At 68.3% G+C, this 22,194-nt stretch carries 18 protein-coding genes and 1 tRNA gene; 15 read left to right on the top strand and 4 right to left on the bottom strand.

The window, feature by feature from the left end:
* Nucleotides 1-3: 3 nt before the first annotated feature.
* The gene (locus SSP08S_RS35085; protein ID WP_026179100.1) at nucleotides 4-1,458 is read left to right on the top strand and encodes a DHA2 family efflux MFS transporter permease subunit; all 1,455 of its coding nucleotides are present in this window, start codon (nucleotides 4-6) and stop codon (nucleotides 1,456-1,458) included.
* A 118-nt stretch (nucleotides 1,459-1,576) separates the two neighbouring features.
* Nucleotides 1,577-2,638: a UDP-N-acetylmuramate dehydrogenase gene (locus SSP08S_RS35080; protein ID WP_019072320.1), complete on the top strand. Its 1,062-nt coding sequence runs from the start codon at nucleotides 1,577-1,579 to the stop codon at nucleotides 2,636-2,638.
* A gap of 10 nt (nucleotides 2,639-2,648) precedes the next feature.
* Here the strand turns inward: SSP08S_RS35080 and SSP08S_RS35075 are convergent, their stop codons facing one another.
* Nucleotides 2,649-3,281: an NAD(P)-dependent oxidoreductase gene (locus SSP08S_RS35075; protein ID WP_019072319.1), complete on the bottom strand. Its 633-nt coding sequence runs from the start codon at nucleotides 3,279-3,281 to the stop codon at nucleotides 2,649-2,651.
* Nucleotides 3,282-3,385: 104 nt separating this feature from the next.
* Here SSP08S_RS35075 and SSP08S_RS35070 point away from each other — a divergent pair, with 104 nt between their 5' ends.
* Both SSP08S_RS35070 and SSP08S_RS35065 read left to right on the top strand, forming a co-directional pair.
* Nucleotides 3,386-4,006, top strand: coding sequence for a TetR/AcrR family transcriptional regulator (locus SSP08S_RS35070; RefSeq protein ID WP_019072318.1), 621 nt, complete (start codon nucleotides 3,386-3,388; stop codon nucleotides 4,004-4,006).
* A 24-nt stretch (nucleotides 4,007-4,030) separates the two neighbouring features.
* Nucleotides 4,031-4,696 carry a hypothetical protein gene (locus SSP08S_RS35065; RefSeq protein ID WP_019072317.1) on the top strand — a complete coding sequence of 222 codons (666 nt, stop codon included), beginning with the start codon at nucleotides 4,031-4,033 and terminating at the stop codon, nucleotides 4,694-4,696.
* Here SSP08S_RS35065 and SSP08S_RS35060 read toward each other — a convergent pair.
* Both SSP08S_RS35060 and SSP08S_RS35055 read right to left on the bottom strand, forming a co-directional pair.
* Complete coding sequence (locus SSP08S_RS35060) at nucleotides 4,677-5,717, bottom strand: adenosine deaminase (RefSeq protein ID WP_019072316.1); 1,041 nt, start codon at nucleotides 5,715-5,717, stop codon at nucleotides 4,677-4,679. The two genes, SSP08S_RS35065 and SSP08S_RS35060, sit on opposite strands and share 20 nt — an antisense overlap.
* A gap of 129 nt (nucleotides 5,718-5,846) precedes the next feature.
* On the bottom strand, nucleotides 5,847-7,073 hold the full coding sequence (locus SSP08S_RS35055; protein WP_019072315.1) for a pyridoxal phosphate-dependent aminotransferase: 1,227 nt from the start codon (nucleotides 7,071-7,073) through the stop codon (nucleotides 5,847-5,849).
* A 259-nt stretch (nucleotides 7,074-7,332) separates the two neighbouring features.
* Between SSP08S_RS35055 and SSP08S_RS35050 the strand changes: the two genes are divergently transcribed.
* The 11 genes from SSP08S_RS35050 (at nucleotide 7,333) to SSP08S_RS35000 (ending at nucleotide 20,877) form a co-directional block, all read left to right on the top strand.
* A tRNA-Trp gene (locus SSP08S_RS35050) sits at nucleotides 7,333-7,405 on the top strand.
* Between the two features lie 113 nt (nucleotides 7,406-7,518).
* Entirely contained in the window at nucleotides 7,519-7,806 is a 288-nt protein-coding gene (secE, locus tag SSP08S_RS35045) for a preprotein translocase subunit SecE (RefSeq protein ID WP_019055477.1), read from the top strand.
* 78 nt (nucleotides 7,807-7,884) lie between these two features.
* Nucleotides 7,885-8,742, top strand: coding sequence for a transcription termination/antitermination protein NusG (gene nusG / locus SSP08S_RS35040; RefSeq protein ID WP_019072314.1), 858 nt, complete (start codon nucleotides 7,885-7,887; stop codon nucleotides 8,740-8,742).
* A 168-nt stretch (nucleotides 8,743-8,910) separates the two neighbouring features.
* The gene (rplK, locus tag SSP08S_RS35035; RefSeq protein ID WP_019072313.1) at nucleotides 8,911-9,345 is read left to right on the top strand and encodes a 50S ribosomal protein L11; all 435 of its coding nucleotides are present in this window, start codon (nucleotides 8,911-8,913) and stop codon (nucleotides 9,343-9,345) included.
* A gap of 78 nt (nucleotides 9,346-9,423) precedes the next feature.
* Nucleotides 9,424-10,149 carry a 50S ribosomal protein L1 gene (rplA, locus tag SSP08S_RS35030; protein WP_019072312.1) on the top strand — a complete coding sequence of 242 codons (726 nt, stop codon included), beginning with the start codon at nucleotides 9,424-9,426 and terminating at the stop codon, nucleotides 10,147-10,149.
* A 158-nt stretch (nucleotides 10,150-10,307) separates the two neighbouring features.
* Nucleotides 10,308-11,249 carry an SCO4651 family lipoprotein gene (locus SSP08S_RS35025; protein ID WP_019072311.1) on the top strand — a complete coding sequence of 314 codons (942 nt, stop codon included), beginning with the start codon at nucleotides 10,308-10,310 and terminating at the stop codon, nucleotides 11,247-11,249.
* A 131-nt stretch (nucleotides 11,250-11,380) separates the two neighbouring features.
* Nucleotides 11,381-11,545: a hypothetical protein gene (locus SSP08S_RS61980; RefSeq protein WP_019072310.1), complete on the top strand. Its 165-nt coding sequence runs from the start codon at nucleotides 11,381-11,383 to the stop codon at nucleotides 11,543-11,545.
* A 265-nt stretch (nucleotides 11,546-11,810) separates the two neighbouring features.
* A complete protein-coding gene (rplJ, locus tag SSP08S_RS35015; RefSeq protein ID WP_019055481.1) occupies nucleotides 11,811-12,341 on the top strand; it encodes a 50S ribosomal protein L10 in 531 nt (176 codons plus the stop codon).
* 123 nt (nucleotides 12,342-12,464) lie between these two features.
* Nucleotides 12,465-12,848, top strand: coding sequence for a 50S ribosomal protein L7/L12 (gene rplL, locus SSP08S_RS35010; RefSeq protein ID WP_086022033.1), 384 nt, complete (start codon nucleotides 12,465-12,467; stop codon nucleotides 12,846-12,848).
* Between the two features lie 549 nt (nucleotides 12,849-13,397).
* A complete protein-coding gene (gene rpoB, locus SSP08S_RS35005; protein ID WP_026179099.1) occupies nucleotides 13,398-16,883 on the top strand; it encodes a DNA-directed RNA polymerase subunit beta in 3,486 nt (1,161 codons plus the stop codon).
* 94 nt (nucleotides 16,884-16,977) lie between these two features.
* A complete protein-coding gene (locus tag SSP08S_RS35000) occupies nucleotides 16,978-20,877 on the top strand; it encodes a DNA-directed RNA polymerase subunit beta' (RefSeq protein ID WP_019072307.1) in 3,900 nt (1,299 codons plus the stop codon).
* Nucleotides 20,878-20,956: 79 nt separating this feature from the next.
* Here the strand turns inward: SSP08S_RS35000 and SSP08S_RS34995 are convergent, their stop codons facing one another.
* Nucleotides 20,957-22,174 carry a M48 family metalloprotease gene (locus SSP08S_RS34995; protein WP_019072306.1) on the bottom strand — a complete coding sequence of 406 codons (1,218 nt, stop codon included), beginning with the start codon at nucleotides 22,172-22,174 and terminating at the stop codon, nucleotides 20,957-20,959.
* Between the last annotated feature and the right edge of the window lie 20 nt (nucleotides 22,175-22,194).

Genomic DNA, 22,194 nt, shown 5'->3' with positions numbered 1-22,194 from the left:
GCGATGTCAGAAAAGACCGCACCGCGCGGGGGCATGGTCTGGGCCCTCGTCATCACCAGCGTCGCCGGCTTCATGGCGGCCCTCGACAACCTCGTCGTCACCACCGCCCTGCCCTCCATCCGCAAGGACCTCGGGGGCGCGCTGGGCGACCTGGAATGGACCGTGAGCGCCTACACGCTCACCTTCGCCGTCCTGCTGATGTTCGGCGCGGCCCTCGGCGACCGGTTCGGCCGGCGGCGGCTCTTCCTCGTCGGCATCACCATATTCACCGGCGCCTCCGCCGCCGCGGCCATGGCGACCGGCATCAACTCCCTGATCGCGGCCCGAGCGGTCCAGGGCGTCGGCGCGGCGATCATGATGCCGCTGACACTGACCCTGCTCACCGCGGCCGTACCCGCCGCCAAACGCGGTATGGCCTACGGCATCTGGGGCGCCGTCAACGGACTCGCCGTCGCCTCCGGACCGCTCATCGGCGGGAGCCTCACCGAGCACGTCTCCTGGCACTGGATCTTCTGGCTGAACGTCCCGCTCGGCCTGGCCCTGATCCCGCTCGCCCGCCTCCGCCTCTCCGAGTCCCACGGCACCGGCGCCCCGCTCGACTTCCCCGGCACCCTCCTCGTCAGCGGCGGCCTCTTCGGGATCGTCTACGGCCTGGTCCGCGGCCCCGCCGACGGGTGGGCGAGCCCGTTCGTCCTCACCGGACTGTTCGCGGGCGGCGCGCTGATGGTCGGCTTCGTCCTCTACAGCGTCAACGCCAAGAACCCCATGCTCCCGATGCGGCTGTTCCGCTCCCGCGCCTTCTCCGGGATCAACGCGGCGAGCCTGCTGATGTTCCTCGGGATGTTCGGGTCGATCTTCCTGCTCAGCCAGTACATGCAGGGCGTCCTCGGCTACTCGCCCACCGAGGCGGGCCTGCGGATGCTGCCCTGGACCGGTATGCCGATGCTGGTCGCACCCGTCGCCGGCATCCTGTCCGACCGCATCGGCGGCCGCCCGGTCGTCGCCGCCGGCCTCTTCCTCCAGGCCGCAGGGCTCGGCTACATGGCGTACGTCGTCACCACCGACGTCTCCTACGCCGCCCAGCTGCCCGGTCTGATCCTCAGCGGGATCGGCATGGCCCTGTACTTCGCACCGGCCGCCAACCTGGTCATGTCCAGCGTCCGCCCCTCGGAACAGGGCATCGCCTCCGGCGCCAACAACGCGCTCCGGGAGGTGGGCGGCGCCCTCGGTATCGCGATCATGGCGTCGATCTTCTCGGCGCAGGGCGGCTACGAGACCGGCCAGAGCTTCGTCGACGGACTGAAGCCCGCGCTGGTCACCGGCTCGGGCGTGGTCGCCCTCGCCGGGATCGCGACCCTGCTGATCCCGACGAGGCGCCGCGCGGCGGAGCTCGTGAAGGTGGCCGAGTCGGCCGACAGCGCCGAGTCCGAGTCGGTCATGGAGTCGGCCGGCCGCTGAGAACGAACAACCGGCACGCGCGTGTGGGGCCCCACCAACTCTGGTGGGGCCCCACACGCGCGTGCGCGCCACCCCACCGCGCCCGGCGTTGTCGGTCCCGTCTCGTACTCTTGGCCCCGTGCAGGAACTCCACGACGCTCCCCTCGCCCCGCTGACCACCTTCCGGCTGGGCGGTCCCGCGACCCGTCTGATCACCGCCGGCACCGACGCCGAGGTGATCGACGCCGTCCGCGCGGCCGACGACACCGGGACGCCGTTGCTCGTCATCGGGGGCGGGTCCAACCTCGTCATCGGGGACAAGGGGTTCGAGGGCACCGCCCTGCGCATCGCCACGCGCGGCTTCGTGCTCGACGGCACACGGCTGGAGCTGGCGGCCGGCGAGGTGTGGACCGACGCCGTCGCCCGCACCGTGGAGGCCGGGCTCGCCGGGATCGAGTGCCTCGCCGGGATCCCCGGCTCGGCGGGCGCGACCCCGATCCAGAACGTGGGGGCGTACGGCCAGGAGGTCTCCGCCACCATCACCGAGGTCGTCGCCTACGACCGCACCACCCGGGAGTCGGTCACCCTCACCAATGAGGAGTGCGCGTTCTCTTACCGCCACAGCCGCTTCAAGGCCGAGCCCGAGCGCTACGTGGTGCTGCGCGTCCGCTTCCGGCTGGAGGACGCGGACGGGCTGTCGGCGCCGGTCAAGTACGCCGAGACGGCCCGTGTCCTCGGCGTCGAGCCCGGCGACCGGGTGCCGCTCGCGCGGGCCCGCGAGACCGTCCTCGCGCTGCGCGCCGGCAAGGGCATGGTCCTGGACCCCGAGGACCACGACACCTGGTCGGCCGGTTCCTTCTTCACCAACCCGATCCTCACCGAGGAGCAGTTCACCGCGTTCCACGCGCGCGTGCGGGAGCACCTCGGGGAGGGCGCGGAGCCGCCCGCCTACCCGGCGGGGGAGGGACACACCAAGACCTCCGCCGCCTGGCTGATCGACAAGGCGGGCTTCACCAAGGGCTACGGCAGCGGTCCCGCCCGCATCTCCACCAAGCACACCCTCGCCCTCACCAACCGCGGTGAGGCGACCACCGCCGACCTGCTCGCCCTGGCCCGCGAGGTCGTCGCAGGCGTCCACGACACCTTCGGGATCACCCTCGTCAACGAGCCGGTGACGGTCGGCGTCAGCCTCGACGGCTGAGCCCCGACGACTAGTAGGCGATCCCCACCCCCTGCTTCACCGTCCCCGGGTCGTCGGTCATCGCCAGCATCGCGTGGGCCACGTCCGCGCGGGCGATGAACCGGCCCTTGTCCGGGAAGCCGCCCACGACCGTGCGGTACGTGCCGGTCACCGGCTTGTTCTGCAGGCGTGGTGGCCGGATCGAGGTCCAGTCGGTCGCGCTGCGGGCCAACTCCGCCTCCATCTCCCGCAGATCGGCGTACACGTCCTTCAGGAGCGCCGAGATCAGCCCGAGCGCGGTGCGGTCGAGGAGACCCGCGCCCGCCGGTTCGGGGCCGACCGGACCGGCGCTCACCACCAGCAGCCGGCGCGTCCCCTCCGCCTCCATGGCGGCCAGAACCGTACGGGTGAGCCGGGTCGCGACCCCGGCGTCCTTGCGGCTGCGGGCGCCGAGCCCGGAGAGGACCGCGTCCCGGCCCGCGACCGCGGGGCGCAGCGCCTCCGGGTCGGTGAGGTCCGCGCGGAACACCTCCAGACCCTTGCCTCGCACGGTCAGCCCGGCCGGGTCGCGTACGACCGCCGTGACCTGGTGACCCGAGGCCAGCGCCTGGCGGACGATCTCCTGACCGATGCCTCCCGTGGCACCGAAAACGGTGAGCTTCATGGCCTGCTCCTCAGCCTCACGGGGTGGGTGAGCGTTTACTCACCTCTACCTCCCTCTAGAGTGAGTAAGTACTCACCCACTCGTCAAGCCCGAACGGACCGGTCATGGAATCCTCGAAGCCCGCGCGGGTCCGCATTCTCGACGCCGCCCACGAGCTGATGCTCACCGTCGGGCTGGCTCGGGCGACCACCAAGGAGATCGCGAAGGCCGCCGGCTGCTCCGAGGCCGCGCTCTACAAGTACTTCGCCAGCAAGGAGGAGCTGTTCATCCGCGTCCTCGCGGAACGGCTGCCCCAGTTGACCCCGCTGCTGCAGAGCCTCGCCGCCGAGCCCGGACAGCACTCCCTGGAGGACAACCTCACCGAGATCGCCCGCCAGGCGGCGCTCTTCTACGAGCAGAGCTTCCCGATCGCGGCCTCCCTGTACGCCGAGACCCAGCTCAAGCGACGTCACGACGACGCGCTGCGACAGCTCGGCTCCGGCCCCCACAAGCCGATCGAGGGCCTGGACGCCTATTTCCGCGCCGAACAGGCCGCCGGCCGCGTCCGCCGTGACGTCGACACCTTCGCCGCCGCGTCCCTCCTCCTCGGCGCCTGCGCACAGCGCGTGTTCGCCTACGAGGCGACGCAGACCGGCGTACGCCCGCCCGTGGACGAGTTCGCGCCACGCATCGCCAGGACGCTGCTGGGCGGAATCTCCGTTGCCGAGGACCCCTCCGGGCCGTGATCCTTGCCGTATGAGGCACCCCGAATGGAGCTGAGACTCCGCCAGTTCAGGCCCAGGACCGGCCCGCACGAACACCGTGTCGTCCAGCCCGGGCAACCGCTGCGCCACACCTCACTGCGCGAGCCGGCGCCGATCGGGATGCTCATGGGGGACCACGACGGGCTGAGCCGGCTCGCGGGACTGTTCTCGTTCGCCGCCTGCTCGCGGCACACCGTCGTGCACGTTCCGCTGCGGGACTGCGTGCCGCCCGACGAGGGGTGCGGGGAGCTCGTCGATCTGGTGCTGGCGCACCCGGAGGCGGGGCTGCGGCCCTCCAAGTGGCCCGAACTGAGGCGGCGGCTGGGGCGCGGCACACCGCTCACCGTCCGTACGGACGAGGCCCGGACCGAGCGCCACGCGCGCGCGTGGCTGGAGCGGCCGTACGACCGCGGTCTGTTGCGGCACACCACGCACGCGCGGACGTACTTCCTCATCGGCGGCCGTGAGGCGTTCTCCTACGCGGCCACCGCCTTCGCCTACGCGGCCGGCTGGGGACCGCGGCACGAGCGGGTCGTCAAGGGACAGTCGGCGTTCATGGCCGGTCTGCAGTACGAGCTGGAGCCCACGCGCGGCGGCGGGCACCCTCCCGAGGTCCTGATCTGTTTCAAGCCGTATCCGCCCTACGCCCACTTCAAGCGACCGGGGCGCTGAGCCAGTCGTCGATGCCCGACAGGAGTTTGGTCTTCATGTCCTCCGGGGCCGCCGAACCCCGTACCGACTGCCGGGCCAGTTCGGCCAGTTCGCGGTCCGAGAAGGCGTGGTGGCGGCGGGCGATCTCGTACTGGGCCGCCAGCCGGGAGCCGAACAGGAGCGGGTCGTCGGCGCCGAGTGCCAGGGGTACGCCGGCCTCGAAGAGGGTCCGCAGGGGCACGTCCTCGTGCTTCTCGTAGACGCCCAGCGCCACGTTCGAGGCGGGGCACACCTCACAGGTGATGCCCCGGTCGGCGAGGCGCTTCAGCAGCCGCGGGTCCTCCGCCGCGCGCACGCCGTGGCCGATCCGGGTCGCGTGCAGATCGTCCAGGCAGTCGCGCACCGAGGCCGGGCCCGCCAGTTCGCCGCCGTGCGGCGCCGACAGCAGGCCGCCCTCCTGGGCGATCGCGAAGGCCCGGTCGAAGTCCCGTGCCATACCCCGGCGTTCGTCGTTCGAGAGGCCGAAACCGACCACACCATGGTCCGCGTACCGCACCGCCAGCCGGGCCAGCGTGCGCGCGTCCAGCGGGTGCTTCATCCGGTTCGCGGCGACCAGCACCCGCATCCCGAGCCCGGTCTCGCGGGAGGTCGTCTCCACCGCGTCCAGGATGACCTCCAGCGCCGGGATCAGCCCGCCCAGGCGCGGCGCGTACGACGTCGGGTCCACCTGGATCTCCAGCCAGCCCGAGCCGTCCCTGACGTCCTCCTCGGCGGCCTCGCGCACCAGCCGCTGGATGTCCTCGGGTTCCCGCAGGCACGACCGCGCGGCGTCGTACAGCCGCTGGAAACGGAACCAGCCCCGCTCGTCCGTGGCCCGCAGCTTCGGCGGCTCCCCGCTGGTCAGCGCCTCGGTCAGGGCGTCCGGCAGTCGTACGCCGTACTTGTCGGCCAGCTCCAGCACGGTGGTCGGCCGCATCGACCCGGTGAAGTGCAGGTGCAGATGGGCTTTCGGCAGTTCAGAGACATCACGTACACGCTCCATCCGGGAATCCTGCCGTACGTTCCCGTCGTCCCGGTACCGCTTTCCCCGATCGTGGTCTTGCTCGCACACAGCAGCGGGCCGCCTCCCCGGAGGGAAACGGCCCGCACGCGCGCGTGGAGCTACGAAAACTCAGTCCGTGGCCTCGGAGAGCAGCTTCTGGATGCGGCTGACGCCCTCGACGAGATCCTCGTCACCCAGGGCGTACGACAGCCGCAGATAGCCGGGGGTCCCGAAGGCCTCGCCCGGGACGACCGCGACCTCGGCCTCCTCCAGGATCAGCGCGGCCAGCTCGACCGAGTCCTGGGGGCGCTTGCCCCGGATCTCCTTGCCGAGCAGGGCCTTGACGGACGGGTAGGCGTAGAACGCGCCCTCGGGCTCCGGGCAGAGCACGCCGTCGATCTCGTTCAGCATCCGCACGATGGTCCTGCGGCGGCGGTCGAAGGCCTCGCGCATCTCCGCCACGGCCTTCAGGTCACCGGAGACGGCGGCCAGCGCGGCGACCTGGGCGACGTTCGAGACGTTCGACGTGGCGTGCGACTGGAGGTTGGTCGCGGCCTTGACGACGTCCTTCGGGCCGACGATCCAGCCCACCCGCCAGCCGGTCATGGCGTACGTCTTGGCGACACCGTTGACCACGATGCACTTGTCGCGCAGCTCCGGGAGGATCGCGGGCAGCGAGGTGAACTTCGCGTCCCCGTAGACCAGGTGCTCGTAGATCTCGTCCGTCATGACCCACAGGCCGTGCTCGACGGCCCAGCGGCCGATCGCCTCGGCCTCGGCCTCGCTGTAGACGGCGCCGGTCGGGTTCGAGGGCGAGACGAAGAGGACGACCTTGGTGTGCTCGGTGCGGGCCGCCTCCAACTGCTCGACGGTGACGCGGTATCCGGTCGTCTCGTCGGCGACGACATCCACGGGGACACCGCCCGCGAGGCGGATCGACTCCGGGTACGTCGTCCAGTACGGCGCCGGGACGATGACCTCGTCGCCCGGGTCGAGGATCGCGGCGAAGGCCTCGTAGATGGCCTGCTTGCCGCCGTTGGTGACCAGGATCTGCGAGGCGTCCACCTCGTAGCCCGAGTCGCGCAGCGTCTTCGCGGCGATCGCGGCCTTCAGCTCCGGCAGACCGCCGGCCGGGGTGTAGCGGTGGTACTTGGGGTTCGAGCAGGCCTCGACGGCGGCCTGGACGACGTAGTCCGGAGTCGGGAAGTCCGGTTCACCCGCGCCGAAGCCGATCACCGGACGCCCGGCGGCCTTGAGGGCCTTGGCCTTGGCGTCCACGGCGAGGGTGGCGGACTCGGAGATCGCGCCGACTCGGGCGGAGACCCGGCGCTCGGTGGGAGGGGTTGAGGCGCTCATGGGCCCATCGTTTCAGACCCGAAACCCGCCCGGCACACCGGTTTCACGGACTGAACATGATCGGGCGGCCACTGAACAACCGTCCGGATTCCCGCCCCGGCCTGGGCGATCTTCCGTCGGCAATCCCCGTACAGGCACTTTCTGTTCGACGACCGCCTCAGGAGCACGTACACTCCTACCTCGTTGGCCTTCAGCAGCCGCGCCCTACTTGGTGCACACCGAGCACCCGGGTGGATGCGGTACGTTGGGGATGTCACAAAGGGTCGTAGCTCAATTGGTAGAGCACCGGTCTCCAAAACCGGCGGTTGGGGGTTCAAGTCCCTCCGGCCCTGCTACACACACCTTCACCAGGATGTGTGCGCAGCGCATGTACGTACAGCAATGCACCGCCGTGCGGCTCAGACCGGGCGCGGCACGGCCACGACCCGGGAACAGGTGAGGATGAATGGCGGACGCCGTGGGCTCCATCGACATGCCTGATGCCCAGGACGAGGTGTCGGAGTCCAAGAAGAAGGCCCGCAAGGGCGGTAAGCGCGCCAAGAAGGGCCCGCTGAAGCGACTCGGCATCTTCTATCGCCAGATCGTCGCGGAGCTCCGCAAGGTCGTCTGGCCGACGCGCAACCAGCTGACGACGTACACGACCGTCGTGATCGTCTTCGTCGTCATCATGATCGGTCTGGTGACCGTGATTGACTACGGACTGAATCACGCCGCGAAGTACGTCTTCGGCTGAGGCCGGAAGCGAAGGGCGCCCTGACCGGCGCCCCTTTCGCGTGTTCCACCCCCATGTATCCAGGAAGAAGCAGCCACCGTGTCTGACCCGAAGCTGAACGAGGCCGTCGAGCCGGACGAGTCCGTGGAAGACGAACTCGACATCGTCGAGGGCGCGGACGACGACCTGGACGAGGTCGAGGCTGCGGACGCCGACGCGGGCGAGCCCGCCGAGGAAGCCGCCCTGCACGTCGAGGACGAGGACGAGGAAGCGACCGAGGACCTCGACGACGAGACCGCGGCCGAGGACGACGAGGAAGAGGCCGAGCCGGCCGAGCCCGTCGACCCGGTGGTCGCCCTGCGCGAGGAACTCCGCACCCTCCCCGGCGAGTGGTACGTCATCCACACGTACGCCGGCTACGAGAACCGCGTGAAGACCAACCTGGAGCAGCGCGCCGTCTCGCTGAACGTCGAGGACTACATCTTCCAGGCCGAGGTGCCGCAGGAAGAGGTCGTCCAGATCAAGAACGGCGACCGCAAGACCATCAAGCAGAACAAGCTCCCGGGCTACGTCCTGGTCCGCATGGACCTGACGAACGAGTCCTGGGGTGTCGTCCGCAACACCCCCGGCGTCACCGGCTTCGTGGGCAACGCCTACGACCCGTACCCGCTGACCCTGGACGAGATCGTCAAGATGCTCGCCCCGGAGGCCGAGGAGAAGGCCGCGCGTGAGGCCGCCGAGGCCGAGGGCAAGCCGGTTCCGCAGCGCAAGGTCGAGGTCCAGGTGCTGGACTTCGAGGTCGGCGACTCGGTCACCGTCACCGACGGCCCGTTCGCCACGCTGCAGGCGACCATCAACGAGATCAACGCCGACTCGAAGAAGGTCAAGGGTCTCGTCGAGATCTTCGGCCGCGAGACGCCGGTCGAGCTCTCCTTCGACCAGATCCAGAAGAACTAGTTCTCCCTGGACGTACGTCTTCCGAGCAGGTCAGACGGGCTGTCAAAAGCCTCTCTGACCTGCTCGGTTTTTGGCCGCGCATGGATACCCGTTATCGTTGTGCGGTATGCCTCCATCCGGATTGACCGGACGGGGGCCGAAAACTCTCACTAGGACCCGGAGAGAGCAATGCCTCCCAAGAAGAAGAAGGTCACGGGGCTTATCAAGCTCCAGATCAACGCCGGTGCGGCGAACCCGGCTCCGCCGGTCGGCCCCGCGCTCGGTCAGCACGGCGTCAACATCATGGAGTTCTGCAAGGCCTACAACGCGGCGACCGAGTCGCAGCGCGGCTGGGTGATCCCGGTGGAGATCACGGTCTACGAGGACCGCTCCTTCACCTTCGTCACCAAGACTCCGCCGGCCGCGAAGATGATCCTCAAGGCCGCGGGTGTCGAGAAGGGCTCGGGCGAGCCGCACAAGACCAAGGTCGCCAAGATCACCCAGGCGCAGGTCCGCGAGATCGCCACGACCAAGCTTCCCGACCTGAACGCCAACGACCTGGACGCCGCGTCGAAGATCATCGCCGGCACCGCCCGTTCCATGGGCATCACGGTCGAGGGCTGACCTTCATCCCGCAGAAGTGATTGTGGTGGGACCTGCTCGGTCCGTACCACGACTCCTCAGAACACATCAGGAGCAGTAGTGAGCAAGCGCAGCAAGTCTCTCCGCGCTGCGGACGAGAAGATCGACCGGGACAAGCTCTACGCCCCGCTCGAGGCCGTCCGTCTCGCCAAGGAGACCTCCACCTCCAAGTTCGACGGCACCGTCGAGGTCGCCTTCCGTCTGGGTGTCGACCCGCGCAAGGCCGACCAGATGGTCCGTGGCACCGTGAACCTCCCGCACGGCACCGGTAAGACCGCCCGGGTCCTGGTCTTCGCGACCGGTGACCGTGCCGAGGCCGCGACCGCCGCGGGCGCCGACATCGTCGGCTCCGACGAACTCATCGACGAGGTGGCGAAGGGCCGGCTGGACTTCGACGCCGTCGTCGCCACCCCGGACCTCATGGGCAAGGTCGGCCGCCTCGGCCGCGTGCTCGGTCCCCGTGGTCTCATGCCGAACCCCAAGACCGGCACCGTGACCCCGGACGTCGCCAAGGCCGTCAACGAGATCAAGGGCGGCAAGATCGAGTTCCGCGTCGACAAGCACTCGAACCTGCACTTCATCATCGGCAAGTCGTCCTTCGACGACACCCAGCTGGTGGAGAACTACGGCGCGGCCCTGGAGGAGATCCTCCGTCTGAAGCCGTCCGCCGCCAAGGGTCGTTACATCAAGAAGGCCGCGATCAGCACCACGATCGGCCCCGGCATTCCGGTCGACCCGAACCGCACCCGCAACCTCCTCGTCGAGGAGGACCCGGCCGCCGTCTGAGCCCCGCGCTCACCCCGGTAGCCGCGTCGCGTACGCGTCAGAATTGGACGAGCCCCGCAACCTTCGAGGTGCGGGGCTCGTCCTCTTTCGTACGGGGTGTCAGTGCCCTGCGCTAGCGTTTGAGGCAGGCACAGCAATCGCATAGGGGTGGGGGACGGATGAAGAGCACGACCGTGCGCAGGGTGGGTCTGTCGATCGCGGTGGGGACCGCGCTGGTCTCGGTGGCCGCCTGCAGTTCCACGGGCTCCTCCGGGGGCTCGGGCAAGGACGACAAGACGGTCGGCAAGGGCACGACCCGGGTGAGCCCCATAGCGGCCCTGCGCAGCGCCGAGCAGTCCACCGACAAGGCCGACTCCGCCAAGGTCGAGTCCTCCACGGTCCTGGGCACCCTGATGTCCATGGACGCCAAGGGCAACCTCGGCTGGAGCGACGGCATCAGCGGCACCCTCACGATGAACTACACCGGCGGCAGCATGGCCGACGCGATGCGCGCGGCGGGCAGCACCTCGATGGAGGCCCGCTATCTGCCCGACGCCTACTACGCCAAGATGGGCGAGAAGTTCGCCGCGCAGGCCGGCGGCAAGCACTGGATCAAGTACGTGTACGACGACCTCGCCAAGCTCGGCGGCAGCTCCGGCGCGTACCTCAAGGACCAGATGCAGAACTCCACGCCGAACCAGTCGGTGAAGCTCCTGCTCGCCTCCGGGGACGTCAAGAAGGTCGGCACGGAGTCGGTCCGCGGCCAGCAGACCACGCACTACTCGGGCACGGTGAACGTGGCCGACCTCGCCACCAAGAACTCCAACCTCACCGCCAGCCAGCTCGCCGGCCTGAAGAAGCAGCTCACCTCGGCCGGCGTCTCCACGGAGCGGGTCGACATCTGGATCAACGCCCAGGACCTGCTGGTCAAGAAGGTCGAGAAGGGCGAGATGTCGTCGGGCGAGTACAGCCAGACCGCCTACTACAGCGACTACGGCGTGAAGGTCGAGGCCACGGTGCCCCCGGCGAGCGACACCGAGGACTTCATGACGCTGCTGAAGAAGCAGGGGGTGACCCCGGGCAGCGCCGACACGGCGACCGGCTCCGGCACCAGCTCCTGAGCCGCCCAACTCGCCCTGGGGCCAAGGGGATTCACCAGACCGCCCAACTCGCCGGTGCCGGGCTCGCCGCCCTGCTCCTCGCCGGGAGAGCGGTCGGCTGCTCGAAGCTCGCCGCGGACTCCTCGCGGGACATGGCGCTCGCGGCGGCCAAGGAGCTGGGCGGCCTGGGGAGCAACCTGACCGCCAACGGGACCGGCGCGGCCGGGGCCGACAAGAACCCGGCCGCCGAGGCCGCCGTCCCGCCGGCGAATGACTCCGCCGACTTCGCCCAGCTGATGAAGGACGCCCGGGGCTGAGCCGTACGGGCGGATTTGCTTGGGCGTGTGTGGGTCCCGTACTCTTCCGGAGAAGCCAAAGACCGCTGGTCGTTGCCGTGCCTGTCAAAGGGTGTGGTGACCGAAGGATCCGCTGAACAGTGGACGACCCGCGCAGGTGAACTGGATGTGCTCCCGGAGACGTTGTTTTCGGTCGAGCTACGCCCCGTGCGCCTGCGCCGGGGCGTTTTCTCTGTCCCAGCCCCTTCTGAGCGGTCCTCATCACCCGGAAGGAGGCCGACGCTCTATGGCAAGGCCCGACAAGGCTGCCGCGGTAGCCGAGCTCGCGGACCAGTTCCGCGACTCGAACGCCGCCGTGCTGACCGAGTACCGGGGTCTCACCGTGGCGCAGCTCAAGACGCTGCGTCGTTCGCTCGGTGAGAACGCCCAGTACGCCGTGGTGAAGAACACGCTGACCAAGATTGCGGCCAACGAGGCCGGGATCTCTACGCTCGACGACCTGTTCAACGGTCCGACGGCGGTCGCCTTCATCACCGGTGACCCGGTGGAGTCGGCGAAGGGTCTTCGTGACTTCGCCAAGGACAACCCGAACCTCGTCATCAAGGGCGGTGTCCTTGACGGCAAGGCGCTGTCCGCCGACGAGATCAAGAAGCTCGCGGACCTCGAGTCCCGCGAGGTTCTGCTCTCCAAGCTGGCGGGTGCCTTCAAGGGCAAGCAGACTCAGGCTGCGCAGCTCTTCCAGGCGCTCCCGTCGAAGCTCGTCCGCACGGTGGACGCCCTTCGCGCCAAGCAAGAAGAGCAGGGCGGTGCCGAGTAATTCGGCTCGCAGCATGACCGCCGCCTGAGGCTCCGCGCCGCACGGCAACGGTCGTAGCGGGCCGAACGTACGCCCGCCAGACATGTACACACCGGCACCAGCCGAAATTAGTGGAAGGAAGCCATCGTGGCTCTCACCCAGGACGAACTGCTCGCCGAGTTCGAGACCATGACCCTCATCCAGCTTTCCGAGTTCGTGAAGGCGTTCGAGGAGAAGTTCGACGTCACCGCCGCCGCCGCGGTCGCCGTTGCCGGTCCCGCCGCCCCCGGCGCCCCGGTCGAGGCCGCTGAGGAGCAGGACGAGTTCGACGTCATCCTCACCGGCGCCGGCGAGAAGAAGATCCAGGTCATCAAGGTCGTGCGTGAGCTGACCTCCCTGGGCCTCAAGGAGGCCAAGGACCTCGTGGACGGCGCTCCGAAGCCCGTCCTCGAGAAGGTCGCCAAGGACGCCGCCGAGAAGGCCGCCGAGTCCCTCAAGGCCGCCGGCGCCTCCGTCGAGGTCAAGTAACACCCGCGAGGTCGTGGACGAGGTCTCAAGGACCTTGTAACGCCTAAGCACCGAAGAGCGATCATCCATCTGGGTGGTCGCTCTTCGGCGTTCCTGGGTCGGGTGAGCGGCAGCCTTGCGGCCAGGGGTTCGCGGAGTATGGTGATCTTCTTCGTGCCTCCGAGCACCCTGGTGGCATGTGGGGTGGGCCATGGAGGCCTTGACGAACCGCACGTAGCGCGCAATTCTCAGGACGCGTCGTCACAACGATCCGAATCCGAGGCATGGATCGGCGGCGAAGAGGGCAGTATCAACGCGTTGAGGACGTGAGCTTGCCGAGGGTGTTGAGCACGACGAGGGTCTCAAAAAAGCGGGGCTGGACATCAGTGCGCCAAGTGGCTACACTGACCCTTTGCGCTGCCTGTTAGCTGCTCCCTGCCCGTCACCAGGGGCATGCCCTCGCTCTAGCACCGACGATCGGATCGTCCCTGACCTGGGACTCCTGTCTCTGTGCGCGAGTGGGGGGCCGGTACGCGCGTAGTGAGTCCGAGCCCTCGGAAGGACCCCCTCTTGGCCGCCTCGCGCACTGCCTCGACCGCGAATATGAACAACGGCGCCAGCACCGCCCCGCTGCGCATCTCCTTTGCAAAGATCAAGGAGCCCCTCGAGGTTCCCAACCTGCTCGCGTTGCAGACCGAGAGCTTCGACTGGCTGCTCGGCAACACCGCCTGGCAGAGTCGGGTCGAGGCGGCTCTGGAGTCGGGTCAGGACGTCCCCACCAAGTCCGGTCTGGAGGAGATCTTCGAGGAGATCTCCCCGATCGAGGACTTCTCCGGGTCGATGTCGCTGACCTTCCGCGACCACCGTTTCGAACCTCCCAAGAACAGCATCGACGAGTGCAAGGAGCGCGACTTCACGTACGCCGCCCCGCTCTTCGTGACCGCTGAGTTCACCAACAACGAGACCGGCGAGATCAAGTCCCAGACGGTCTTCATGGGCGACTTCCCGCTCATGACCAACAAGGGCACCTTCGTCATCAACGGCACCGAGCGTGTCGTCGTGTCGCAGCTGGTCCGTTCGCCGGGCGTCTACTTCGACTCCTCGATCGACAAGACGTCCGACAAGGACATCTTCTCCGCCAAGGTGATCCCCTCCCGGGGTGCCTGGCTGGAGATGGAGATCGACAAGCGCGACATGGTCGGTGTCCGCATCGACCGCAAGCGCAAGCAGTCCGTCACCGTCCTGCTCAAGGCTCTCGGTTGGACGACCGAGCAGATCCTCGAGGAGTTCGGCGAGTACGAGTCCATGCGCGCCACCCTGGAGAAGGACCACACCCAGGGCCAGGACGACGCGCTCCTCGACATCTACCGCAAGCTGCGTCCGGGCGAGCCCCCGACCCGCGAGGCCGCGCAGACGCTTCTGGAGAACCTCTACTTCAACCCGAAGCGCTACGACCTCGCCAAGGTCGGCCGCTACAAGGTCAACAAGAAGCTGGGCGGCGAAGCCCCGCTGGACGCCGGTGTGCTGACCGTCGAGGACATCATCTCGTCGATCAAGTACCTGGTGAAGCTGCACGCCGGCGAGACCGAGACCGTCGGTGACAACGGCACCACGATCGTCGTCGAGACCGACGACATCGACCACTTCGGCAACCGTCGTCTGCGCAACGTCGGCGAGCTCATCCAGAACCAGGTCCGTACGGGTCTGGCGCGTATGGAGCGAGTCGTCCGCGAGCGGATGACGACCCAGGACGTCGAGGCGATCACGCCGCAGACCCTGATCAACATCCGGCCGGTCGTCGCCTCCATCAAGGAGTTCTTCGGCACCAGCCAGCTGTCGCAGTTCATGGACCAGAACAACCCGCTGTCGGGTCTCACCCACAAGCGCCGCCTGTCGGCCCTTGGCCCGGGTGGTCTCTCCCGTGAGCGGGCCGGCTTCGAGGTCCGTGACGTGCACCCCTCGCACTACGGCCGCATGTGCCCGATCGAGACCCCGGAAGGCCCGAACATCGGCCTGATCGGCTCGCTCGCCTCCTACGGCCGCGTCAACGCGTTCGGTTTCGTCGAGACGCCGTACCGCCGGGTCACCGACGGTGTCGTCACCGACGAGGTCGACTACCTGACGGCCGACGAAGAGGACCGATTCGTCATCGCGCAGGCCAACGCGCCGCTGACGGACGAGTTCCGCTTCGAGGAGTCCCGCGTCCTGGTCCGCATCCGCGGCGGCGAGGTCGACTACGTCCCCGGTGACGACGTCGACTACATGGACGTCTCCCCGCGCCAGATGGTGTCGGTCGCGACCGCGATGATCCCGTTCCTGGAGCACGACGACGCCAACCGTGCCCTCATGGGCGCGAACATGATGCGTCAGGCCGTGCCCCTCATCAAGTCCGAGGCGCCGCTGGTCGGCACCGGCATGGAGTACCGCTGCGCGGTCGACGCCGGTGACGTCCTGAAGTCGGAGAAGGACGGTGTGGTCCAGGAGGTCTCCGCGGACTACATCACCACCGCCAACGACGACGGCACGTACACCACGTACCGCCTCGCCAAGTTCTCCCGCTCCAACCAGGGCACCTCCGTCAACCAGAAGGTTGTCGTGGACGAGGGCGCCCGCGTCGTCGCCAACCAGGTGCTGGCCGACGGTCCGGCGACCGAGTTCGGCGAGATGGCGCTCGGCAAGAACCTGCTCGTGGCGTTCATGCCCTGGGAGGGTCACAACTACGAGGACGCGATCATCCTGTCGCAGCGCCTCGTACAGGACGACGTCCTCTCCTCGATCCACATCGAGGAGCACGAGGTCGACGCCCGTGACACCAAGCTCGGCCCCGAGGAGATCACCCGGGACATCCCGAACGTCTCCGAGGAGGTCCTCGCCGACCTCGACGAGCGCGGCATCATCCGGATCGGTGCCGAGGTCGTCGCCGGTGACATCCTCGTCGGCAAGGTCACGCCCAAGGGTGAGACCGAGCTGACCCCCGAGGAGCGCCTGCTCCGCGCGATCTTCGGTGAGAAGGCGCGCGAGGTGCGCGACACCTCGCTGAAGGTGCCGCACGGCGAGATCGGCAAGGTCATCGGCGTCCGCGTCTTCGACCGCGAGGAGGGCGACGAACTGCCGCCCGGCGTCAACCAGTTGGTCCGGGTGTATGTTGCGCAGAAGCGCAAGATCACCGACGGTGACAAGCTGGCCGGCCGTCACGGCAACAAGGGTGTCATCTCCAAGATCCTGCCCATCGAGGACATGCCGTTCCTCGAGGACGGGACTCCGGTCGACATCATCCTCAACCCGCTGGGTGTCCCGTCCCGAATGAACCCGGGGCAGGTCCTGGAGATCCACCTCGGCTGGCTCGCCAGCCGCGGCTGGGACGTCTCCGGGCTCAGCGACGAGTGGGCGCGCCGCCTGCAGGCCATCGGCGCCGACCAGGTCGCCCCGGGCACCAACGTCGCGACCCCGGTCTTCGACGGCGCCCGCGAGGACGAGATCTCCGGTCTCTTCGAGGCCACGATCCCGAACCGCGACGGCGACCGCCTGGTCCAGGCCTCCGGAAAGGCCAACCTGTTCGACGGCCGCTCCGGCGAGCCGTTCCCGGAGCCGATCTCGATCGGCTACATGTACATCCTGAAGCTGCACCACCTGGTCGACGACAAGCTGCACGCCCGTTCGACCGGTCCGTACTCGATGATCACCCAGCAGCCGCTGGGTGGTAAGGCGCAGTTCGGTGGTCAGCGCTTCGGCGAGATGGAGGTGTGGGCGCTGGAGGCATACGGCGCCGCCTACGCCCTCCAGGAACTGCTGACCATCAAGTCCGACGACGTCACCGGCCGCGTGAAGGTCTACGAGGCCATCGTCAAGGGCGAGAACATCCCCGAGCCCGGCATCCCCGAGTCCTTCAAGGTGCTCATCAAGGAGATGCAGTCGCTCTGCCTGAACGTGGAGGTGCTGTCCAGTGACGGTATGTCCATCGAGATGCGTGACACCGACGAGGATGTCTTCCGCGCAGCGGAGGAGCTCGGCATCGACCTGTCCCGGCGCGAGCCGAGCAGCGTCGAAGAGGTCTGACGGGAGTCCGGAGACCTGCCGCGCGCAGGTCTCCGGCCCCAGGACCCCCGTATCAGACCCCAAGACTTACAACCCTGAGAGGGATTGACGCATAGTGCTCGACGTCAACTTCTTCGATGAGCTCCGGATCGGTCTGGCAACCGCTGACGACATCCGTCAGTGGAGCCACGGCGAGGTCAAGAAGCCCGAGACCATCAACTACCGCACGCTCAAGCCCGAAAAGGACGGACTCTTCTGCGAGAAGATCTTCGGTCCGACCCGGGACTGGGAGTGCTACTGCGGCAAGTACAAGCGCGTCCGCTTCAAGGGCATCATCTGTGAGCGCTGCGGCGTCGAGGTGACCCGCGCCAAGGTGCGCCGTGAGCGGATGGGCCACATCGAACTGGCCGCGCCCGTCACGCACATCTGGTACTTCAAGGGTGTCCCGTCCCGGCTGGGATACCTGCTCGACCTCGCCCCGAAGGACCTCGAGAAGGTCATCTACTTCGCGGCGTACATGATCACGTTCGTCGACGAGGAGCGCCGCACCCGCGACCTGCCCTCCCTGGAGGCGCATGTCTCCGTGGAGCGTCAGCAGGTCGAGAACCGGCGTGACTCCGACCTCGAGGCCCGCGCCAAGAAGCTCGAGGCCGACCTGGCCGAGCTGGAGGCCGAGGGTGCCAAGGCCGACGTGCGCCGCAAGGTGCGCGAAGGCGCCGAGCGGGAGATGAAGCAGCTGCGCGACCGTGCGCAGCGCGAGATCGACCGCCTGGACGAGGTGTGGACCCGGTTCAAGAACCTCAAGGTCCAGGACCTCGAGGGTGACGAGCTGCTCTACCGCGAGCTGCGGGACCGCTTCGGCACCTACTTCGACGGCTCGATGGGTGCCGCGGCGCTGCAGAAGCGCCTGGAGTCCTTCGACCTCGAGGAGGAGGCCGAGCGCCTCCGCGAGATCATCCGCACCGGCAAGGGCCAGAAGAAGACCCGCGCCCTGAAGCGGCTGAAGGTCGTGTCTGCCTTCCTGCAGACCTCCAACAGCCCCAAGGGCATGGTCCTCGACTGCGTCCCGGTCATCCCGCCGGACCTCCGCCCGATGGTGCAGCTGGACGGTGGCCGCTTCGCGACCTCCGACCTGAACGACCTGTACCGCCGTGTGATCAACCGCAACAACCGCCTGAAGCGCCTTCTCGACCTCGGTGCCCCCGAGATCATCGTGAACAACGAGAAGCGCATGCTCCAGGAGGCCGTCGACGCGCTCTTCGACAACGGCCGCCGTGGCCGCCCGGTGACGGGCCCCGGCAACCGTCCGCTGAAGTCGCTGTCCGACATGCTCAAGGGCAAGCAGGGTCGCTTCCGTCAGAACCTGCTCGGCAAGCGCGTGGACTACTCCGCGCGTTCCGTGATCGTCGTCGGCCCGCAGCTGAAGCTGCACCAGTGCGGTCTGCCGAAGGCCATGGCGCTGGAGCTCTTCAAGCCGTTCGTGATGAAGCGCCTGGTGGACCTGAACCACGCGCAGAACATCAAGTCGGCGAAGCGGATGGTCGAGCGCGGCCGCACGGTCGTCTACGACGTCCTCGAAGAGGTCATCGCCGAGCACCCGGTGCTGCTGAACCGTGCGCCCACGCTGCACCGCCTCGGCATCCAGGCCTTCGAGCCGCAGCTGGTCGAGGGCAAGGCCATCCAGATCCACCCGCTCGTCTGCACCGCGTTCAACGCGGACTTCGACGGCGACCAGATGGCCGTACACCTGCCGCTCTCCGCGGAGGCGCAGGCCGAGGCCCGCATCCTGATGCTGTCCTCGAACAACATCCTGAAGCCCGCCGACGGCCGTCCGGTGACGATGCCGACCCAGGACATGGTCCTCGGTCTGTTCTTCCTCACCACCGACGGCGAGCTCCGTGACGTCAAGGGCGAGGGCCGCGCGTTCGGCTCCACGGCCGAGGCGACCATGGCGTTCGACGCCGGCGAGCTGGCGCTCCAGTCGGCCGTCGACATCCGCTTCCCGGTGGGCACCATCCCGCCGCGTGGCTGGGTGCCGCCGGTCCGCGAGGAGGGCGAGCCCGAGTGGCAGCAGGGTGACACCTTCCGCCTGAAGACGACCCTGGGCCGCGCGCTCTTCAACGAGCTGCTGCCCGAGGACTACCCGTTCGTCGACTACTCGGTGGGCAAGAAGCAGCTCTCCGAGATCGTCAACGACCTGGCCGAGCGCTACCCCAAGGTCATCGTGGCGGCGACGCTCGACAACCTGAAGGCGGCCGGCTTCTTCTGGGCGACCCGTTCCGGTGTCACCGTGGCCATCTCCGACGTCGTCGTGCCCGAGGCGAAGAAGGCGATCGTCGCCGGCTACGAGGCCAAGGACGAGAAGGTCCAGAAGCAGTACGAGCGCGGTCTGATCACCAAGGAAGAGCGCACGCAGGAGCTCATCCAGATCTGGACCCAGGCGACCAACGAGGTCGCCGAGGCGATGAACGAGAACTTCCCCAAGACGAACCCCATCTTCATGATGGTTGACTCGGGTGCCCGAGGAAACATGATGCAGATGCGCCAGATCGCCGGTATGCGTGGTCTGGTGTCGAACGCCAAGAACGAGACGATCCCGCGTCCGATCAAGGCCTCCTTCCGTGAGGGCCTGTCGGTGCTGGAGTACTTCATCTCGACCCACGGTGCTCGAAAGGGTCTGGCGGACACGGCTCTGCGTACCGCCGACTCGGGTTACCTCACCCGTCGTCTCGTCGACGTCTCCCAGGACGTCATCATCCGCGAGGAGGACTGCGGCACCGACCGCGGCCTCAAGCTGCACATCGCGGAGCGCGGCGCGGACGGTGTCCTGCGCAAGGCGGAGAACGTCGAGACCAGCGTGTACGCCCGTGCGCTGGCCGAGGACATCACCGTCGACGGCAAGGTGCTGGCCCCGGCCAACACCGACCTCGGCGACGTCCTCATCGACGAGCTGGTCAAGCACGGCATCGAGACGGTCAAGACCCGCTCGGTCCTGACCTGCGAGTCCGCCGTCGGCACCTGCGCCATGTGCTACGGCCGCTCGCTGGCCACCGGCAAGCTGGTCGACATCGGTGAGGCGGTCGGCATCATCGCCGCCCAGTCCATCGGTGAGCCCGGCACGCAGCTGACGATGCGTACCTTCCACACCGGTGGTGTGGCCGGTGACGACATCACCCAGGGTCTGCCCCGTGTCGTCGAGCTCTTCGAGGCTCGTACGCCCAAGGGTGTCGCCCCGATCTCCGAGGCCCAGGGCCGCGTGCGGATCGAGGAGACCGAGAAGACCAAGAAGATCGTCGTCACCCCGGACGACGGCAGCGACGAGACGGCGTTCCCGATCTCGAAGCGCGCCCGTCTTCTGGTCAGCGAGGGCGAGCACGTCGAGGTGGGCCAGAAGCTCACCGTGGGTGCCACCAACCCGCACGACGTGCTGCGCATCCTGGGTCAGCGTGCCGTCCAGGTCCACCTGGTCGGCGAGGTCCAGAAGGTGTACAACTCGCAGGGTGTGTCGATCCACGACAAGCACATCGAGATCATCATCCGGCAGATGCTCCGCCGCGTGACGATCATCGAGTCCGGCGACGCCGAGCTGCTGCCCGGCGAGCTGGTCGAGCGCTCCCGCTTCGAGCAGGAGAACCGTCGTGTGGTGCAGGAGGGCGGTCACCCGGCCTCCGGTCGTCCGCAGCTCATGGGTATCACCAAGGCCTCGCTGGCCACGGAGTCCTGGCTGTCGGCGGCGTCCTTCCAGGAGACGACCAGGGTTCTGACGGACGCGGCGATCAACGCCAAGTCCGACTCCCTGATCGGCCTCAAGGAGAACGTCATCATCGGTAAGCTCATCCCGGCCGGTACGGGTCTGTCCCGCTACCGCAACATCCGGGTGGAGCCCACCGAGGAGGCCAAGGCCGCGATGTACTCGGCCGTCGGCTACGACGACATCGACTACTCGCCGTTCGGCACCGGCTCCGGCCAGGCCGTCCCGCTGGAGGACTACGACTACGGTCCGTACAACCAGTAGTAGTCGGCTCTGAAGTACTGAGGGCGGCCATCCCGTTTCGTACGGGGTGGCCGCCCTCAGTCGTGCCGTGGTGCTGTGCTCAGTACGGCCGCTGCGGCTGGAGGTACTGCTGCAGGTGGTGCAGCCGGGTGTGGTAGTCCGGGTGCGAGGAGAGCAGCTTGCTCAGCGCGCTCTCCTCGACGGGGACACCGCCGTTCCGCGCGGTCTGCGCGGCCTGTTCGTGCTGCTCGCCCTGGTGCAGTTTGTCGAGTACGGAGGCCAGCATCGGGGCGAAACCGAGGGCGGCGGCGTGCTCGTCGGCGCGCAGTTCGGCACGCCGGCCTACGGCGGCGAGCGCGTACGGCACGCCCAGGATCAGCAGCGGCAGGCCGTAGAGCGTGCTGATGGTGGCGAACGCGAGACCGCCGACGATCATCACGACGAAGGCGACGCCGAAGCAGCCGAAGGCGCGCGAGACGTGGAAGGCGACGACGGAGGCCGCCTTGAGCACCCGCCAGGCCATCCGGCCGGGCAGCGCGTACCAGTAGCCGAGCAGCCCGGACCAGGCGTGGCCGCCGACGTGGTGGCCGAGTTCGTGCGCCATGACGGCGGCCAGCTCGCCGTTGGGCAGCTCGTTCAGGGCGAAGCGGGTGACGCCGACGATGTGGCCGGCCGCGGCGACCGCGTTGAGGCCGTCGCTGTCCTCGACCCACAGCTCGTAGTTACGGCCCTCGACGCCGGCGCGGGCGGTGACCTCCCGCCAGACCGGTTCGATTTTGGCTCGTTCTTGCGGAGTGGGGTAGCGCAGGTGGAGCAAACGGCGCGCGAGGGCGCTTTCCGTGGGGCGGTGGAACACGAGTGCGCCGCTGGCCAGCCAGAGCAGGATCACCACGAACGCGAGCTTGCCGAACAGGGCGGAGAACAGGCCGACGACGGCGAGGCTGCACAGGAAGTTCGGCAGATAGAGCAGCAGGTTGCCGACCGCGGTGGCGTCCGTGTGGCGCTGCTGGCTGGAGATGTGGACGCGGCGGGCGTCGGTGTTGATGTGGTTCGGGTGGTCCGGGTCGTCGGCGGGCGCGGGCGCGGACTTGGCGGCCGGGGCCGGAGCAGGGGCCGGGGGAGTCAGGGGTGCCTGGGGCGGGGTCTGCGGGTACTGCGGGGGTATCGGGGTGGAGGCCTGCGGGGCCTGCGGGTAGGTGTACGGGGACTGCGGATAGGTGGGCGGCTGCGGCTGCTGCTGGGGGTACTGCGGGGGTACCTGCGCCGACTGCTGGGGGTACTCGGGGTACTCCGGGTATCCCGTTGGTGGTTGGGTCATGGTGCTTGCTTCCTTCTGAG

It is taken from the genome of Streptomyces hokutonensis, assembly GCF_000376565.1.
Taxonomy (GTDB): domain Bacteria; phylum Actinomycetota; class Actinomycetes; order Streptomycetales; family Streptomycetaceae; genus Streptomyces; species Streptomyces hokutonensis.
Note: the sequence above shows the minus strand (reverse complement) of the source record. Positions and strands in the feature narration are given on the sequence as shown.

Bases quoted from the DNA above. Each gene is read 5' to 3' on its own strand.
- SSP08S_RS35085 (WP_026179100.1), top strand. From the start codon at position 4: ATGTCAGAAAAGACCGCACCGCGCGGGGGCATGGTCTGGGCCCTCGTC.
- SSP08S_RS35075 (WP_019072319.1), bottom strand. From the start codon at position 3,281: ATGAAGCTCACCGTTTTCGGTGCCACGGGAGGCATCGGTCAGGAGATC.
- SSP08S_RS35070 (WP_019072318.1), top strand. From the start codon at position 3,386: ATGGAATCCTCGAAGCCCGCGCGGGTCCGCATTCTCGACGCCGCCCAC.
- SSP08S_RS35065 (WP_019072317.1), top strand. From the start codon at position 4,031: ATGGAGCTGAGACTCCGCCAGTTCAGGCCCAGGACCGGCCCGCACGAA.
- SSP08S_RS35060 (WP_019072316.1), bottom strand. From the start codon at position 5,717: ATGGAGCGTGTACGTGATGTCTCTGAACTGCCGAAAGCCCATCTGCAC.
- SSP08S_RS35055 (WP_019072315.1), bottom strand. From the start codon at position 7,073: ATGAGCGCCTCAACCCCTCCCACCGAGCGCCGGGTCTCCGCCCGAGTC.
- secE (WP_019055477.1), top strand. From the start codon at position 7,519: ATGGCGGACGCCGTGGGCTCCATCGACATGCCTGATGCCCAGGACGAG.
- rplK (WP_019072313.1), top strand. From the start codon at position 8,911: ATGCCTCCCAAGAAGAAGAAGGTCACGGGGCTTATCAAGCTCCAGATC.
- SSP08S_RS35025 (WP_019072311.1), top strand. From the start codon at position 10,308: ATGAAGAGCACGACCGTGCGCAGGGTGGGTCTGTCGATCGCGGTGGGG.
- SSP08S_RS61980 (WP_019072310.1), top strand. From the start codon at position 11,381: ATGGCGCTCGCGGCGGCCAAGGAGCTGGGCGGCCTGGGGAGCAACCTG.
- rplJ (WP_019055481.1), top strand. From the start codon at position 11,811: ATGGCAAGGCCCGACAAGGCTGCCGCGGTAGCCGAGCTCGCGGACCAG.
- SSP08S_RS34995 (WP_019072306.1), bottom strand. From the start codon at position 22,174: ATGACCCAACCACCAACGGGATACCCGGAGTACCCCGAGTACCCCCAG.